The sequence below is a fragment of the Verrucosispora sp. WMMA2044 genome (genome assembly GCF_027497155.1).
Classification (GTDB): Bacteria; Actinomycetota; Actinomycetes; order Mycobacteriales; family Micromonosporaceae; genus Micromonospora; species Micromonospora palythoicola.
The window spans coordinates 1,132,700-1,148,028 of sequence record NZ_CP114913.1 but is presented as its reverse complement, the minus strand read 5'-3'; the positions used below and the strand labels follow the sequence as shown (position 1 = coordinate 1,148,028).

Genomic DNA, 15,329 nt, shown 5'->3' with positions numbered 1-15,329 from the left:
GGTGCGGTGTCGAGGACACCGCTAGATCCGGCGGGCCAGGTCGGCGGCGCCGATGACGCCGGCGGAGTTGCCGAGCTCGGCTGGCCGGATCTCGGCCACCGGCAGCCGGCTGCGTTGCGCCAGTGCTTCGGTGAACGAGCGACGGGTGGGGCCCATCAACAGGTCACCGGCGTCGATGACGCCACCGCCGACGACCAGGATCTGCGGGTCGAGGATCTGCGCCATGTCCGCCAGGCTGGTGCCGAGCCAGCGGCCGACCTGCGCGAACGCCTCGGCCGAGACGGGGTCGCCGCCCTTGGCGGCGGCGGTGACCATCGGGCCGGTGATCGCCTCGGCCTCCCCGTCGGCCAGCTCCAGCAGGGCCGCGGCCCGGTGTGGCTCCTGCCGGGCGGCGGCCCGGGCGAACCGGACCAGGGCGCTGCCGCTGGCGTACTGCTCGATGCAGCCGAGCCGGCCGCACCCGCACTGGTGGCCGTCGGGAACGGTGAGCATGTGGCCCAGTTCGGCGGCGATGCCGTGGGCACCCCGGACCAGATCACCGCCGAGCACGATGCCGCCGCCCACGCCGGTGCCGATGGTGAACATGACCATCGAGTCGTCGGCGTGGCGGGCGGCGCCGTAGCGGAACTCCGCCCAGGCCGCCACGTTGCCGTCGTTCTCGACGATGACCGGCAGCCCGACCGCCGCGCTCACGTACGCCCGCAGCGGCTCGTCGCGCCAGGCCAGGTTCGGGGCGAAGAGCACGGTGGAACGGCTGGAGTCGATCCAACCGGCCGCGCCGATGCCGACCGCCTGGATGTCGTGGCCGGCGGCCAGTTCGGCGACCAGCTCGATGATGACGTCGCGGGTCTTGCCGACGTCGTCGGCGGGGGTGTCCCGTCGGGCCTGCACGAGGACCGTGCCGGTGTCGTCGACGACACCGCCGGCCACCTTGGTGCCACCGACGTCGACTCCGATGGTCAGCGTCACCGCTGCCACTCCCCTCTGCTGTGCCACCCGCGCACACCTGCCCTCGCCGGTGGTGCGGGTCGTCCGTGGTCAGGCCCCGTCGCCTGGTGCGTCCTGCCGCCCGCCGGGCACGGTACGGCCGTCCGGTGCGGGCTCGTCACCCGGTGCGGGTTCGCCGTCGGGTACCCGGGAGGCGGGCACCACGCGACGCTCGGTCGACGTCCGGCGTCCGGCCGGTGCGACCGGCCCGGCGGCGTCGACGGGCACGGCGGTCGGGACGGCGACGTCCTCCACCCGGGTCGCGGCGGACCAGACGTCCCGCTCCGGTGCCGGCTGAGAATCATGCCCGGTCCGGGTGGCCTCGCGCCACACGTGGTCGCCGTACGGGTCGGCGGCGGCGGTGGCGGTGTCCTCGGCGGCGGAGCCGGACGCCGGTTCGGCGGTCGAACCGGCCGAGCCGAAGGCGCGCAGGAAACTGGCCAGGCCAGCGGCCAGATCCCCGGCACCGGTGGCCAGTCGTTCGGCGAATTCGGGGCTCGGATCGCGCAACGCGGCGATGCCCCGACACACCGGGCAGACGCAGCATTCGGGCGCGCCGGTGGCGAAACCACCCCCGGTGCCACCGGACGCGGCGCCCGGGACGTCGTTGTGACCGAGGACACCGGTCACGATCCCGCCGAGCGGGCCCAACGGCACCGCCGCCGGGTTGGCGGCGGCCATCCGCACGGTGGCCAGCAGCGTGGCGACCAGCCGCTCCGCCTCTTGCCGGGCCGTGCCCGGATCTGTCGCACCCATGCTGGGCTCCTCTACCGCGGCGACCGGGTCGCCGGACGCGTCACTGCGCCGCACCGGATGCTTCTACCCGGCGCTTGAGCTGCTTCAACGCGGCGTCCATGATCATTTTCTCGGCCTTGCGACGGAACATGCCGAGCATCCCGACCGCGAGCTCCACCTCCAGGGTGTAGGTCACGGTGGTGCTCCCATCGGCGTTGGCCTCCAAGTCGTACGCGCCCCGCTGCGCCTTCTGCATCTTCGACGGGGCCACCAGGTGCCACTCGACGCGGGACAGGTCCTCCGCGTAGGCGTACGCCAGCACGTACTCGTCGGCCATCACCGTGGCGTCGAGGACGAAACGGACCTGGCTGGCGTAACCGTCCTCGTACTCCTCGATCACCTCCGCCTCGCGGACCGCCTCGGTCCACTCGGGGTAGCTCGGGAAGTCGCAGATGACCGCGGCCACCCGGTCCGGTGACGCGCCGATGATGATCGACTGGGTGGAGGAGTCCGCCATGGTGGGAGGCTACCGTCCGGTGACCGCCCGCGTGCCGCGCCGCCCACCTGCGGTGTGCTCCCGGCCCACCGGGCGGGTAGGTTTCGACGAGGCCACCCGCGCAGGTGGCGCCCCGACCCGGTCCCGTGAGCACGAGGGAGTGCAGGTGCGCGAGTTCACCGTCCCGCCGATCGTCACCGTCGGCGATTCGGCCAACCTCACCGATCCGGTCTGGGACAACGCCGAGGCCGCGCCCGACGCGGTGCAGTTCGTCCGCCGCGACGCCGCGGGCGCGTGGACCGACGTGACCTGCCGGCAGTTCCGCGACGAGGTGGCCGCGGTCGCCCGCGGGCTGGTCGCCGCCGGGGTGCGGCCGGGCGACCGGGTCGCGCTGATGAGCCGCACCCGGTACGAGTGGACGCTCGTCGACTACGCCATCTGGGCGGCCGGTGCGGTCACCGTGCCGATCTACGAGACCTCCAGCGCCGAGCAGGCCGCCTGGATCCTGGGCGACTCCGGCGCGGTGGCCGTGGTGGTGGAGACCACCGCACACGCCACGCTGGTGGCCGGCGTCCGTGACCAGTTGCCCGCCCTGTCCCATGTGTGGCAGATCGACCTGGGTGGGGTGGACGACCTGATGGCCGCCGGCGCCGAGGTGGAGCCGACCGAGATCGAGCGCCGCCGCGCGGGCCTGCGTTCCTCGGACGTGGCGACGATCATCTACACCAGCGGCACCACCGGCCGGCCCAAGGGCTGCGTGCTGACCCACCGCAACATGTACGCCGACATCGCCAACGCCGTCCCGGTGCTGCCGAACCTGTTCGGGCCGAACGCGTCGACCCTGCTGTTCCTGCCGCTCGCGCACGCCTTCGCCCGGCTGATCCAGATCGGCGTGGTGCAGGCCCGGGCCACGATGGCGCACTGCTCGGACACCAAGAACCTGCTCGCCGAGCTGCAGGAGGTCAAGCCGACCTTCGTGCTCTCGGTGCCCCGGGTCTTCGAGAAGGTCTACAACGGCGCCAAGCAGAAGGCCGAGGCCGGCGGCAAGGGCGGGATCTTCGCCCGGGCCGAGGCGGTCGCCATCGCGTACAGCGAGGCGCTTGAGACGCCCGGCGGGCCGGGCCTGGCGCTGCGTGCCCAGCACGCGCTCTTCGACCGACTGGTCTACGGCAAGCTACGGGCCGCGCTCGGCGGGCGCTGCCGCGACGCGATCTCCGGCGGCGCACCGCTCGGCGCCCGGCTCGGCCACTTCTTCCGGGGCATCGGAGTGACCGTCTGCGAGGGGTACGGCCTGACCGAAACCTCTCCCGCCGCCTCCGCCAACCTGCCCGGATTCACCCGGATCGGCACGGTCGGCCGCCCGTTGCCCGGGGTGACCATCCGCATCGACGACGACGGCGAGGTGCTCGTCGCCGGTGATCTCGTCTTCCAGGGGTACTGGCACAACGACACGGCCACCGCCGAGGCGATCACCTCGGACGGCTGGTTCCGCACCGGCGACCTGGGTTCGCTCGACGCGGACGGCTACCTGACCATCACCGGCCGGAAGAAGGAGATCATCGTGACGGCCGGCGGCAAGAACGTCGCCCCGGCCGTGCTGGAGGACCAGGTCCGGTCGCACCGCCTGGTCAGCCAGTGTGTCGTGGTGGGTGACCGGCAGCCGTTCATCGCCGCGCTGGTCACCATCGACGAGGAAGCCCTGCCGGGCTGGCTGGAGTCGGCCGGGCTGCCGGCGGACACCGGGATCGAGCAACTGCGCGAGCACGAGGGGCTGCACGCGGAGATCCAGGCCGCCGTGGACCAGGCCAACCAGTCGGTCTCCAAGGCCGAGGCGATCAAGGTCTTCCGGGTCCTGCCGCGCGACTTCACCGAGGCGACCGGGGAATTGACCCCGTCGCTGAAGGTCAAGCGCCAGGTCGTGCACAAGACGTACGCGGCGGAGATCGCCGACATCTACCGCGGCTGACTACGATCCGTCACGTGCCCGCCTCCACATCCGCCCTGGCCCGCTCGCACCCGCTCGCCGCGGCGGCCCGCGTCGTCGTACTCACGCTGGTCGCCGTCCTGACCCTGTTCGCCACCCGCGACGTGACCCAGCTGTGGTGGATCGTCCTGCTGGCGCTGGCCGGGCTGCCGGCGATGCTGGCCCCCCAGCACCGGCTCGTCGGTCCGCTCAGCCGGGTGGCGGAGGTGGTGGTGCTCGGTCTGGCGGCCAGCCAGGTCGCCGCGGTGGCCACCGTCGGCGGCCACATCGGCGGGCTGGGTGCCTCCGCGGTGCTGCCGTACCTGGCGGTACCGGTGACCGTCACCGCGCTGCGTCGCCGGTTCCGGGAGGGCGCGGCGCTGATCGCCGTGACCGCCGGCAGCCTGCTGGTCGCCGGCGCGGTCACCGAGGTGGGCGGGGTTCGCCAGCTCAGTCAGCCCGGCTATCTCGCCGTCTGCGCCCAGTGGCTGATCCTCGCCGCCCTCGGTCTCTACGCCGCCGGCACCCTGCACCGGGTGATGCAGGCCCGCCACGACAGCAAACCCCAGCCGTACGCCGAGGCGACCCGGCTGCTGACCCAGCTGCGTACGGTGGCCCGTCAACTGCCCGGCGCCACGCTGGACCCGGGTGGGATCTCCGAGCACCTGTTGGAGGAGCTGCGCACGGTGGCCCGTACCGACCGGGGCGCGGTGCTCTCCGCCAGCGGTGGTGGCCGGCTGGTGGTGCTCGCCCAGCTCGGCGCGGACCGGGTCGACTGGGAGACCACCATCGACGCCGATTCGGCCATCGCCGACGCCTGGGCCAGCCAGCAGTCGCAGACCTCGGCCCGCTCGCAGTCCCGCTCACACCGTGGGGGCGAGGTCTCGGCGCTGATCGTGCCGCTGGTGGCCGGGTTGCGCACGGTGGGTCTGGTGGTGCTGGAGACCGACACGGCGCACGCGTACCCGCCACCGGTGGTGGCCCAGGTGACCGGGCTGACCGGCCCGGCCGCGCTGCGCCTGGAGGCCGCCCTGCTCTTCGACGAGGTGCGCTCGCTGGCCACCAACGAGGAGCGGCAGCGGCTGGCCCGGGAGATCCACGACGGGGTGGCCCAGGAACTGGTGATGGTGGGCTACGGCATCGACAACGCGTTGGCCACCGTGCACGACGACGCCGAGGAGACCGCCGAGTCGCTGCGTCTGCTGCGCCAGGAGGTGACCCGGGTGATCACCGAGCTGCGGCTGAGCCTGTTCGAGCTGCGCAGCGAGGTGGACCGGCACGGTGGCCTGGCCGCCGCGATCGCCGAGTACGCCCGCACCGTCGGCGCCTCCGGCGGCCTGCGGGTGCACCTGTCCCTGGACGAGTCCACCGCCCGGCTGCCCGCCGCGACCGAGGCGGAGTTGCTGCGCATCGCCCAGGAGGCGGTCACCAACGCCCGCAAGCACGCCGGCGCGGCCAACCTCTGGGTCACCTGCGAGGTGGATCCGCCGTACGCGCAGATCGAAGTGTCGGATGACGGTCACGGCATAGGTGACCAGCGCTCGGACGGGCACTATGGTCTTGCGATCATGGCCGAGAGAGCGGAACGTATCCGGGGCCGGTTGGAGATCAGGCCGCGACAGCCGAGCGGGACGACCGTCGCGGTGGTGGTCGGTTCACCGTCCCGGCGCGATAACGTTCGCGGTAGCGCCGCCGCAGCAGAAGGGGAGTAAGCCGAGGATGACCACAAGCCCGACACCGGCAACCCGTACCAAGGTCCTCCTTGTCGACGATCACGACTTGATCCGCAAGGGCCTGCGGCACGCCTTCGAGCGCGACCGGCAGTTCGAGGTCGTCGGCGAGGCGGCCACGGCGGCGGAGGGCGTCCGGCAGGCCGGTGCCCTGCAACCGGACGTGGTGATCATGGATCTGCGGCTGCCCGACGGTAGCGGCCTGGAGGCCACCCGGGCGTTGCGCAAGTCCAGCGCGTCGATGGGCATCGTGGTGCTCACCATGTACGCCGGCGACGACCAGCTCTTCGGTGCCCTGGAGGCGGGGGCCAGCGCGTTCGTGCCGAAGACCGCACCGGCCGACGAGGTGGTCGCCGCCGCCCGGCACGCCGCCTCCTCCCCCAGCGCCTTCACCGCCGCCGACCTGGCCGAGGCGATGAAGCGTCGACTCGCCCCGTCCGGCCCGCAGCTGTCTCCCCGCGAGGGTCAGGTGCTGCGGCTGCTCGCCGACGGCATGAGCGTCGCCGGCATCGCCAAGCAGCTGTTCGTCAGCGAGTCGACCGCCAAGACCCACATCTCCAAGCTCTACGAGAAGCTCGGCGCGGCCAACCGGGCACAGGCGCTGATGACCGCGCTGCGACTCGGTCTGCTCGAGGCACCGGACGCGCCGAAGTTCTGATCGGCGCGACACCCGACGAAGATCCGTGTCCCACCTCGGCGGGGCACGGATCTTCGCATCGAAGGCCTCCGCCCGTACCGGCTCTGGCCTCCCTCGCGAAAGCGGGGCAGAATACCCGCCGGGGCGGCGTCGCCGCCGAGGGCGGGCGAAGGGGTGAGGCACTTGCAGCGGCCGGACTGGGCACCCGAGACGATCGACGTCGAACGTCCCAGCGTCGCCCGCATGTACGACTACTATCTCGGCGGCTCACACAACTTCGCCGTGGACCGGGCGACCGCTCGCGCGATGGTGGCGGTGGTGCCGCAGGCACCGCTGATGGCGCAGGCCAACCGCGCTTTCCTGCGCCGGGCCGTGCAGTTCCTCACCGACGCCGGCATCCGGCAGTTCCTGGACATCGGTTCCGGCATCCCCACCGTGGGCAACGTGCACGAGATCGCGCAACGGCACGCCCCCGACTCTCGGGTGGTCTACGTCGACGTCGACCCGGTCGCCGTGGCGCACAGTCGGGAGATCCTGGCCGGCAACGACCGTACGGCGGTGATCCAGGAGGATCTGCGCCATCCCGAGCGGATCCTGACCCATCCCGACGTACGCGCGATGCTCGACTTCTCCCAGCCGATGGCGGTGCTGGTGGTGGCGGTGCTGCACTTCGTTCCCGACGACGACCGGCCGGCCGAGGTGCTGCGGACGCTGCGGGCGGCACTTGCCCCCGGCAGCTACCTGGTCCTGTCGCAGGCCAGCGACGACGGCCGGGGCGAGGCCGAGCGGGCCGAGGCCGAGGAGGTCTACCGGCGCACCGACAACCCGCTGTGGATACGCAGCCGGGCCGAGCTGACCGGGTTCTTCGACGGCTTCGAGTTGGTCGAGCCCGGCGTGGTGTGGGTGCCGCAGTGGCGCCCGGAAACGCCGGAGAGCGCCGAGGACGCCGAACAGGCGGTGTTCCTCGGCGGGGTCGGGCGCCTCGGTGGGTAAGCCCGCGGACGGCCGGCCCTGCGCCGGCGTGTTCGCCCGCGCCTGGGCGAAGGCGGTATCGGGCACCAGCTATCTGCCGATGACCCACGCCCAGCTCGAGGTGCTGCTGCAGCGGCTCACCGACCTGCTCGCCGAGGCGCTGCGGGCGGAGCCGCTCGACCTGCGGGTCGGGCACAAGGTCGCCGACGAGCTGGTCGCCGCGCACATCGTCTCCGCCGAGGCGCTCGGCCGGACCGTCGAGGTGATCCAGCTTCGACTGGTCCGCGATCTCGACCTGGTCGCCGACGACATCGAGGACCGGATGGCCCGCCTGCTGGGCGCGGTCGCCACCGGCTACGCCCGAGCGCTGCGGGACCGGACCCTCGACGAGCAGGAGTCCATCCGGCGGGCCGCGATGACCGCCCGCGCCGAGGCGGAGCAGGCGCTACGGGCCAGCGAGGCCCGCTTCCGGCACCAGGCCACCCACGACCCGTTGACCGACCTGCCGAACCGCACGCTCTTCGCCGAACGCCTCGCCGCCGCCGTCGACGCGTCGGCCGGCAGTGGCCGCCGGGTCGGGCTGTGCTTTCTCGACCTCGACCGGTTCAAGCGGGTCAACGACTCCTTCGGGCACCAGATCGGCGACCGGGCCCTGGTGGCCGCGGCACGGCGACTGCGGCGGGCGGTCGAGCCGCACCTGGTCGCGCGGCTCGGCGGGGACGCCTTCGTCGTTCTCGTCGAACGGTCCACCGGGACCGGAGACGTGGTCGCCGTCGCCGAGGCGGCACTGGCCGCGCTCTCCGAGCCGGTGGTGGTCGACGGACATGACGTGACCGTCACGGCGAGCGTGGGCATCGTGGAGCGGCGGGTCGCCGGGACCTCGCCGGACGACCTGATGCGGGCCGCGGGCAGCACCCTGCACTGGGCCAAGTCGGCCGGGGGCGCGGGCTGGGCCCTGTACGACGCGGAGCGCGACGGCCGGGAGCAGGCCCGCCAGGAGCTGTGCGCGGCCATCCCGGCGGGGCTGGAACGGGGTGAGTTCTTCCTCGACTACCAGCCGTTGACCTCGTTGCACGACGGTTCGCTGCTGGGCGTCGAGGCGCTGGTCCGGTGGCGCCACCCACGGCTCGGGGTGCTGCGCCCGGACAAGTTCATCGGTCTGGCCGAGGAGACCGGGTTGATCGTGCCGCTCGGCGGGTGGGTGCTCGCCGAGGCGTGTCGCGAGGCGGTCGGCTGGACGTCCACCTCGGGTGAGCCCCCGTACGTCAGCGTCAACCTGGCGGTCCGGCAGGTTCGCCGCCCCGGTCTGGTGCAGGAGGTGCGGGCCCTGCTGCGGCGTACCGGCCTGCCGCCGAACCGGCTCCAACTGGAGATCACCGAGAGCACGATGATGACCACCTCCGAGGAGCCGGTACGCGCCCTTCGCGCCCTCGCCGACCTGGGCATCCGGATCGCCATCGACGACTTCGGTACCGGCTACAGCAACCTGGCCTACCTACGGGACCTGCCGGTGACCGAGTTGAAGGTGGCCGGTGAGTTCGTGCGGGGCCTGCGTACTCCGGAGGCCCGCGCCGACGAACGGATCCTCGCCTCGCTGGTCTCGCTGGCGCACGCGCTGGACCTGACGGTGACCGCCGAGGGGGTGGAGACCGGCGGACAGGCCGAGCGGCTGCGGGCGATCGGCTGCGACGCCGGCCAGGGCTGGCACTTCGGCCGCCCCGCCTCCCCCGACCACATCCTCGCCCGCATCCGCTGAGCCAGCCACCACACGGCAACTGTTCGGCGGTCCGGACAGTGAGCCGTTACCGATCCGCCTGCGCTCTCAGCTCGACAGCGCGCCCACCACCATCACCCGGCCCGGGCCCGAGGCGCCCACCCCGGGTCTCAGCCGGCGAGCAGCGTCGCCAGGCGTCGGGCCTGCGTCTCCCAGCGCCACTCCCGCTCCACCCAGGCCCGCCCGGCGGCGCCGAACTGCCGGGCCAGGTCCCGGTCGGCCAGCAGGGTGGCCACCCGGTCGGCGAGTTCGGCGAGATCCCGACCGTCCACCACGTAGCCCGTCTCGCCCTGGCGCACCGCGTCCGGGGCGCCGCCGGAGTTGCCGGCGACCACCGGCAGGCCGGTCGCCGACGCCTCCAGGTAGACGATGCCGAGCCCTTCGACGTCCAAGCCCCGGTTGCGGGTGCGGCACGGCATGGCGTACACGTCGCCGGCCGCGTAGTGAGCGGGCAGTTCTGCCGAGGGCACCGAACCGGTGAAGACCACGTCCCGCTCCATCCCGGACTGGCGGGCCAGCCGGGCCAGCGTGGTCCGGTACGGTCCACCGCCGACCACCAGCAACGCGGCGTCGGGCACCCGGCGGCGAATCAGCGGCATCGCCCGGATCAGCATGTCCTGGCCCTTGCGGGGCACCAGCCGCGACACGCAGACCACCACCGGCCGGTCGGCCAGGCCGAGCCGGTGCCGCACCGCGCCGCCGTCGACGGACGGGTGGTAGACGTCGGTGTCCACACCGGGCGCGAGCCGCCGCAGTTCGGTCAGGCCGTCCACGGCCCGGGCCAGCCGGGTGCGGGTGTACTCGCCCAGGTAGGTCACCACGTCGGTGTCCCGAGCGATGCGCCGCAGCGCCGTCCGGGCCATCGGCACCGCCGCCCAGCCGACCTCGTGACCGTGGGTCAGGGCGACCACCCGCCGGATGCCGGCCCGCCGACGCAGCCCGGCCGCGAGCAGTCCGAGCGGAGCCGCCGCGCCGAACCAGACCGTGTCGCACCCGTACGAGCGGGCCAGTCGGGCGGCCCGGCGCGCCACGAGGGGGGTGGGCAGCAACACCTTGGTACGCTCCCGCACCACCTCGAACGGCTGGTCGGCGTCGAACTTGTCCGCCCCGGCCCAGCGTGACGCGTACACCACCACCGAACCGGCCGGCTGGCGCACCGCGAGGTTGTGCACGAACGACTGGATGCCGCCCGGCCGGGGCGGAAAATCGTTCGTCACCAGCAACGTGCGGCTCACCGGCCAACCTTTCGGGCGTACGCGCGGGCAGCGGCGATCCGCTCCACTGTGGACGGGTGGGAGGCCGAGTAGAGGTACTCCCAGCGGGGCGGGTCGGGGTCGGACAGGTTGACCGCGGACAGTCGCCGCTGCATCGACTCGAACGCGGCCGGGTCGCCGGTCAACGCCAGCGCGTGTGCGTCGGCGCGGGCCTCGACCCGCCGCGACATCAGCGCCTGCACCGGAGCGAAGACCAGCCCGGCCACCGTGACCAGGGCGAGCAACAGCGGGAACGCGCGGGGTTGCGCCACCGAGTCGACCCCGGCCAGGCGCAGCAGCGGTGGCCAGGAGCCGATCAGGTAGAGCGCCACCACCGCGGCGGCGGCGCCGAGCGCGCCGGTGAGCGTGCCGACCGGTACGTCCCGGTCCCGGGCGTGGCCCAGTTCGTGCGCCACCACCGCGGTCACCTCGGCCGGCGTCGCCTCGCGCAGCAGGTTGTCGTAGACCACCACCCGGCGGGTCGGCCCCAGCCCGGAGACGTACGCGTTGACCGCCCGGGTGCGCCGGGAGGCGTCGGCGACCAGCACGTCGCGCACCGGCACTCCGTCCCGTTCGGCCAGCTCCATGAGCTGGCTGCGCAGCGGCGACGGCTCCATCGGGCGGAACCGGTTGAAGACCGGCTCGACGAGCACCGGCAGCACGAAGGAGAGCAGCGCCACCAGGGTGGCGGCACCGGCCGCGCCGAAGGCCCACCACCAGCGGGGGGCGAGTCGCACGACGGTGTAGAAGCCGAGCAGCGCCACCGCGCCGATGACGGCGCTCACCGCGTACGACTTGAGCAGGTCCACCGCCCAGCCGCCCCAGCCGTTGGTGGCCAGCCCGTAACGGGTGAGCACGCTGTGCCGCCACGCCGAGAAGGGCAGGGTCACCAGGTCGGCGACCAGCACCACGGCCAGACCACCGAGGATCGCCTGCGCGATCCAGTGCCCGCCGAAGGGCCGCCCGGCCAACTCGACCAGGCGGCTGCCCAGCGGGGTCAACCCGAGTGCCAGGGCCACCAGCAGCCCGACGCCGAGCGCCGCCCATCCGCCGGGACGCAGCGCGGACCGGAACTGCCGGGCCCGCTCCACCTGCTCGGTCGGCAGGTCGCGCAGGGCGGCGAGCTGGTCGGCCCGGGGGGCCGGCGGGCGCTGCCACGGGATCAGCACCAGCGCCGCCACGACCAGGGCGACACCCAGTCCGGCCAGGGTCAGCACCGCCCATCCTCGCGGGCTCACCACGCCGCCCCGTCCGGCACCGGCGATCCGCCGCAACGAACGCGAACCGATCCGTCGCCCGCCGTGCGCCTCATGCCCGCCGCTCCTGTCGCCATGGGCGCCCATCCTATGTCCCGGGGTGGATCCGCCCCACGCCCGTCGACCCACCGCACGGCCGGCTCAGGACCACCGCGGCCGGGCTCAGGACCGCGACAGCCGGCGCACCAGCGAATCCGCCCCCAGCGGGTACGCGCCGTGCCGGCGTACCCCGTCGGCCACCTCGCGGTCGGAGGACACCACCACCACGGGACGGCCCGGTGGTTCGGCCCGCACCAGTCGGCGGATCAGCTCGTCGGCGGTCTCACCCTTGCGGGAGAACAGCACCCGCACCCCACGCGGGGTCGGTGGCAGGCCGTGCACCCGTTCGGCGCCGTCGAAGACCACGGTGACCTCGTCACCGGTCTGCGCGGCGATCCCGCCGAGGCCGCTCACCAGCCGCTTGCGCTGCTGTTCGAGCGACATCTCCCCGAAGCCGCGTTTGGTCACGTTGTAGCCGTCTACCACCAGGTGCGCCCGGGGCAGCGCCAGGAGCTGGTCCAGCCGGGCCGGGTCGTCGGTGTCCTGGGCCCGGGCCGCGGCCCCGGTGGCGGTGGGCGAATCGGTGAAGGAGTCGGCCACGAAGTCGGCGGGCAGCTTGTCGACCGGATCCAGGGCCAGCTCCCGGCGCAGCCCGACGGCGGCCTGACCGATCGTCTCCAGCAGCAGCCACAGTCGCGCGTCGTCGACCGAGCGGGCCTCCTTGGCGCTGCTGCGCGCCGCGCCGGCCGCGGCCTCCGCCTCGGCCAGCCGGGCCCGGACCCGGCGCAGTTCGGCGTCCGCGTCGGCGGCGGCCCGGGTGGCCCGGCCCCGCTCGGTGGCCAGCAGCTCGTTGGCCCGACGCTCCCGGGCCTGGCTCTCCCGCAGCGTACGAGCCAGTTGCCGGGCCTCCTCGCGCAGTTGGCCCAGTTCCTCGCGGACCCGGGCCAGTTCGTCACGCAGCTTGTCGGCCTCCACCCGGGCGACCGCCCGGTCGTGCTCGGCCCGGGTGGCCCGCTGTTCGGCCTGCCGGACCAGTTCGGCCACCACCGCCGTGTCCGCCTCGGCGCGGACCGCCGCCCCGCTGGCGTCGATCAACTCCCGCCAGCCGCGCGGACGGGCCAGGTAGGCCAGGGCCGCCACCTCGACCGGATCGGCGGCGGCGGGCGCGGTGCCCTCCACCACGGCGGTGCCCAGGTCACCGGCGTCAGCCAGCACCCGTGCGGTGACCCGCTGCCGGAACAGCGGATCGGCGGTGAGTTGGGCGGCGATCGCCGGCGCGCCGAGCCGGGCGCGTCGATTCGGAGCGAACTTGGCGACCCGACGCAGCGGCACGGGCACCTCGTCGGCGGGCAGACCGGGCAGCACGGCGGCGGTGAGCGAGACGATCCGCTGTCGCACCGGCTCGGGCAGGATCGGCTCCGGCTCCGGCTGCCCCGGGTCCACCGGCCCGGGGTCCGGCGTCGGCTCGTCGGTGGCACCGTCACCGGCCGCGGGCACCGCGACGACCTGCTCCTCCTGCGGGAGGTTGTCGTCGTGCGGCTCGGTGAGGGGCATGTGGCAAGTCTCCCACCGCGACCGGGCCCACCGCCCGGTGAGTGAGCCGATCTCTCATCCTAGACCGGTGGTGACGTCTGGGGCTGGTGGGGCGGGAGTGTCGGACCGGACCGTTACGGTGCCGCGGATGGCAGCACAGGAGTTCCGGCAACCGCCGCTCGCCGGCCTCGATCCGACCGTCGGTGGTGTCGACCCGGCGCTGCCGCTGTACGCGACGACGTTCGTGGTGGTCGACCTCGAGACCACCGGCGGCGCACCCGACGGCGGCGGCATCACCGAGATCGGCGCGGTCAAGGTGCGCGGCGGCGAGGAGCTGGGGGTGCTGGCCACCCTGGTCAACCCCGGGGTGCCGATCCCACCCTTCATCACCGTGCTGACCGGCATCACCCAGGCGATGCTGCTGCCGGCGCCGCCGATCGAGCAGGTGCTGCCGAGTTTCCTGGAGTTCGTCTCGGACGCCGTACTGGTCGCCCACAACGCGCCGTACGACGTCGGCTTCCTCAAGGCGGCCTGCGCGAAGCACGGCTACCGCTGGCCGAACCCGCGGGTGCTGGACACCGCGGCGCTGGCCCGACGGGTGCTGCTGCGCGACGAGGTGCCCAACCGCAAGCTCGGCACCCTCGCCGCGTACTTCCGGGCGGCCACGCAGCCGACCCACCGGGCCCTGGACGACGCCCGGGCGACCGTCGACGTGCTGCACGGGCTCATCGGCCGCCTCGGCGGGCACCGGGTCGACACCATCGGCGACGCCATCGAGTTCGCCCGCGCGGTCACCCCGACGCAGCGTCGCAAGCGGCACCTGGCCGACGGTCTGCCCCGCTCCCCCGGGGTCTACATCTTCCGGGCCGCCGACGAGCGACCGCTCTACATCGGCACCTCCCGGGACATCGCCACCCGGGTACGCAGCTACTTCACCGCCGCGGAGAAACGCGCCCGGATCTCGGAGATGCTGGCCGCCGCCGAGCGGGTGGAGGCGGTGGAGTGTGCGCACTCGCTGGAGGCCGAGGTGCGTGAGCTGCGGCTGATCGCGGCGCACGCGCCGCCGTACAACCGACGGTCGAAGTACCCGGAGCGGGTGGTCTGGCTGAAGCTGACCGACGGGCCGTACCCCAGGTTGTCGGTGGTCCGGGAGATTTCCCCGGGTGACCGCGCCTACCTCGGCCCGTTCACCTCACGGCGGGCCGCCGAGCTGGCCGCCGCCGGCTTCCACGACGCGGTGCCGCTGCGGCAGTGCACCCACCGGTTGTCGCTGCGTACCGTGACGCCGGCCTGCGCGCTGGCCGAGCTGGGCCGCTGCCCGGCACCCTGCGAGCACCGGATCTCACCCGAGGAGTACGACGCCCGGGCGGTCACGCCGTTCGCCACCGCCACCACGGGCGATCCACAGCCGGTGGTGGACGCCCTGCTCGCGCGGATCGAGGCGCTCTCGGCCGGCCAGCGCTACGAGGAGGCGGCCGCGCTGCGCTCCCGTCTCGCGGCGGTGCTGCGGGCCGCCGTACGCATGCAGCGGCTCGCCGCGCTGAGTGGGCTCGCCGAGGTGGCCGCCGCGCACCCGGCGGCCGGCGGCGGCTGGGAGCTGGCGCTGGTACGTCACGGCCGGCTCGCCGGCGCCGGGGTGTCGCCGCCCGGGGTCCATCCTCGACCGACGTTGACCGCCATCCGGGCCACCGCCGAGACGGTGCCGCCCGGGCACGGTCCGGTCCCGGCGGCCAGCCCGGAGGAGTCGGAGCGGATCCTGTCCTGGTTGGAGCGACCGGAGACCCGACTGGTCGAGATGTCCGCCGGTTGGTCCTCGCCGGTGGCCGGCGCGGCACGGTTCCGCGACCTGTTGACCAAGGCGGAGAGCGCGGCGTCCCGGCAACTCTGGTCCGAACGCTCATGAGCAACTGTCCGATCGGACTACGTCGACTCACTTACTCTGTTAAGGAAGTGC

12 protein-coding genes are annotated in these 15,329 nt (G+C 73.7%); 6 read left to right on the top strand and 6 right to left on the bottom strand.

Going from position 1 to position 15,329, the window contains the following annotated elements; all coding sequences use genetic code 11:
* Window positions 1–21: 21 nt before the first annotated feature.
* The 3 genes from O3597_RS05300 to O3597_RS05290 all read right to left on the bottom strand — a co-directional run bounded on the left by O3597_RS05300 (window position 22) and on the right by O3597_RS05290 (window position 2,239).
* The gene (locus O3597_RS05300) at window positions 22–969 is read right to left on the bottom strand and encodes an ROK family glucokinase (RefSeq protein ID WP_281604482.1); all 948 of its coding nucleotides are present in this window, start codon (window positions 967–969) and stop codon (window positions 22–24) included.
* 69 nt (window positions 970–1,038) lie between these two features.
* Window positions 1,039–1,743, bottom strand: coding sequence for a hypothetical protein (locus O3597_RS05295; RefSeq protein ID WP_235945047.1), 705 nt, complete (start codon window positions 1,741–1,743; stop codon window positions 1,039–1,041).
* A 40-nt stretch (window positions 1,744–1,783) separates the two neighbouring features.
* Window positions 1,784–2,239: an SRPBCC family protein gene (locus O3597_RS05290; RefSeq protein ID WP_164449230.1), complete on the bottom strand. Its 456-nt coding sequence runs from the start codon at window positions 2,237–2,239 to the stop codon at window positions 1,784–1,786.
* A gap of 145 nt (window positions 2,240–2,384) precedes the next feature.
* On the opposite strand from O3597_RS05290, the gene O3597_RS05285 reads away from it, so the two are divergent.
* From O3597_RS05285 to O3597_RS05265, 5 genes are all read left to right on the top strand, one after another.
* Window positions 2,385–4,184, top strand: a complete 1,800-nt coding sequence (locus O3597_RS05285; RefSeq protein WP_281604481.1) for a long-chain fatty acid--CoA ligase — start codon at window positions 2,385–2,387, stop codon at window positions 4,182–4,184.
* 14 nt (window positions 4,185–4,198) lie between these two features.
* Window positions 4,199–5,893, top strand: a complete 1,695-nt coding sequence (locus O3597_RS05280) for a GAF domain-containing sensor histidine kinase (protein ID WP_164449231.1) — start codon at window positions 4,199–4,201, stop codon at window positions 5,891–5,893.
* Window positions 5,894–5,900: 7 nt separating this feature from the next.
* Window positions 5,901–6,569 carry a response regulator transcription factor gene (locus O3597_RS05275; RefSeq protein ID WP_007072219.1) on the top strand — a complete coding sequence of 223 codons (669 nt, stop codon included), beginning with the start codon at window positions 5,901–5,903 and terminating at the stop codon, window positions 6,567–6,569.
* Window positions 6,570–6,731: 162 nt separating this feature from the next.
* Window positions 6,732–7,541, top strand: coding sequence for an SAM-dependent methyltransferase (locus tag O3597_RS05270; protein ID WP_281603403.1), 810 nt, complete (start codon window positions 6,732–6,734; stop codon window positions 7,539–7,541).
* A gap of 79 nt (window positions 7,542–7,620) precedes the next feature.
* A complete protein-coding gene (locus tag O3597_RS05265; RefSeq protein ID WP_164449357.1) occupies window positions 7,621–9,276 on the top strand; it encodes a bifunctional diguanylate cyclase/phosphodiesterase in 1,656 nt (551 codons plus the stop codon).
* Window positions 9,277–9,404: 128 nt separating this feature from the next.
* On the opposite strand, the gene O3597_RS05260 is transcribed toward O3597_RS05265, so the two are convergent.
* From O3597_RS05260 to O3597_RS05250, 3 genes are all read right to left on the bottom strand, one after another.
* Window positions 9,405–10,529 (bottom strand): glycosyltransferase family 4 protein, encoded by a 1,125-nt coding sequence (locus O3597_RS05260; RefSeq protein WP_281603402.1) that lies wholly within the window; start codon window positions 10,527–10,529, stop codon window positions 9,405–9,407.
* Window positions 10,526–11,785, bottom strand: coding sequence for a M48 family metallopeptidase (locus O3597_RS05255; protein WP_164449233.1), 1,260 nt, complete (start codon window positions 11,783–11,785; stop codon window positions 10,526–10,528). The genes O3597_RS05260 and O3597_RS05255 overlap by 4 nt, the downstream gene beginning before the upstream one ends.
* Before the next feature lie 180 nt (window positions 11,786–11,965).
* A complete protein-coding gene (locus tag O3597_RS05250; RefSeq protein ID WP_281603401.1) occupies window positions 11,966–13,396 on the bottom strand; it encodes an NYN domain-containing protein in 1,431 nt (476 codons plus the stop codon).
* A 127-nt stretch (window positions 13,397–13,523) separates the two neighbouring features.
* Between O3597_RS05250 and O3597_RS05245 the strand changes: the two genes are divergently transcribed.
* Window positions 13,524–15,278: a DEDD exonuclease domain-containing protein gene (locus tag O3597_RS05245; protein ID WP_164449234.1), complete on the top strand. Its 1,755-nt coding sequence runs from the start codon at window positions 13,524–13,526 to the stop codon at window positions 15,276–15,278.
* Window positions 15,279–15,329 lie beyond the last annotated feature (51 nt).

Excerpts from the sequence above, each read along its gene's own strand:
- O3597_RS05295 (WP_235945047.1), bottom strand. The coding sequence starts at position 1,743 with ATGGGTGCGACAGATCCGGGCACGGCCCGGCAAGAGGCGGAGCGGCTG.
- O3597_RS05290 (WP_164449230.1), bottom strand. The coding sequence starts at position 2,239 with ATGGCGGACTCCTCCACCCAGTCGATCATCATCGGCGCGTCACCGGAC.
- O3597_RS05275 (WP_007072219.1), top strand. The coding sequence starts at position 5,901 with ATGACCACAAGCCCGACACCGGCAACCCGTACCAAGGTCCTCCTTGTC.
- O3597_RS05265 (WP_164449357.1), top strand. The coding sequence starts at position 7,621 with ATGACCCACGCCCAGCTCGAGGTGCTGCTGCAGCGGCTCACCGACCTG.
- O3597_RS05250 (WP_281603401.1), bottom strand. The coding sequence starts at position 13,396 with ATGCCCCTCACCGAGCCGCACGACGACAACCTCCCGCAGGAGGAGCAG.
- O3597_RS05245 (WP_164449234.1), top strand. The coding sequence starts at position 13,524 with ATGGCAGCACAGGAGTTCCGGCAACCGCCGCTCGCCGGCCTCGATCCG.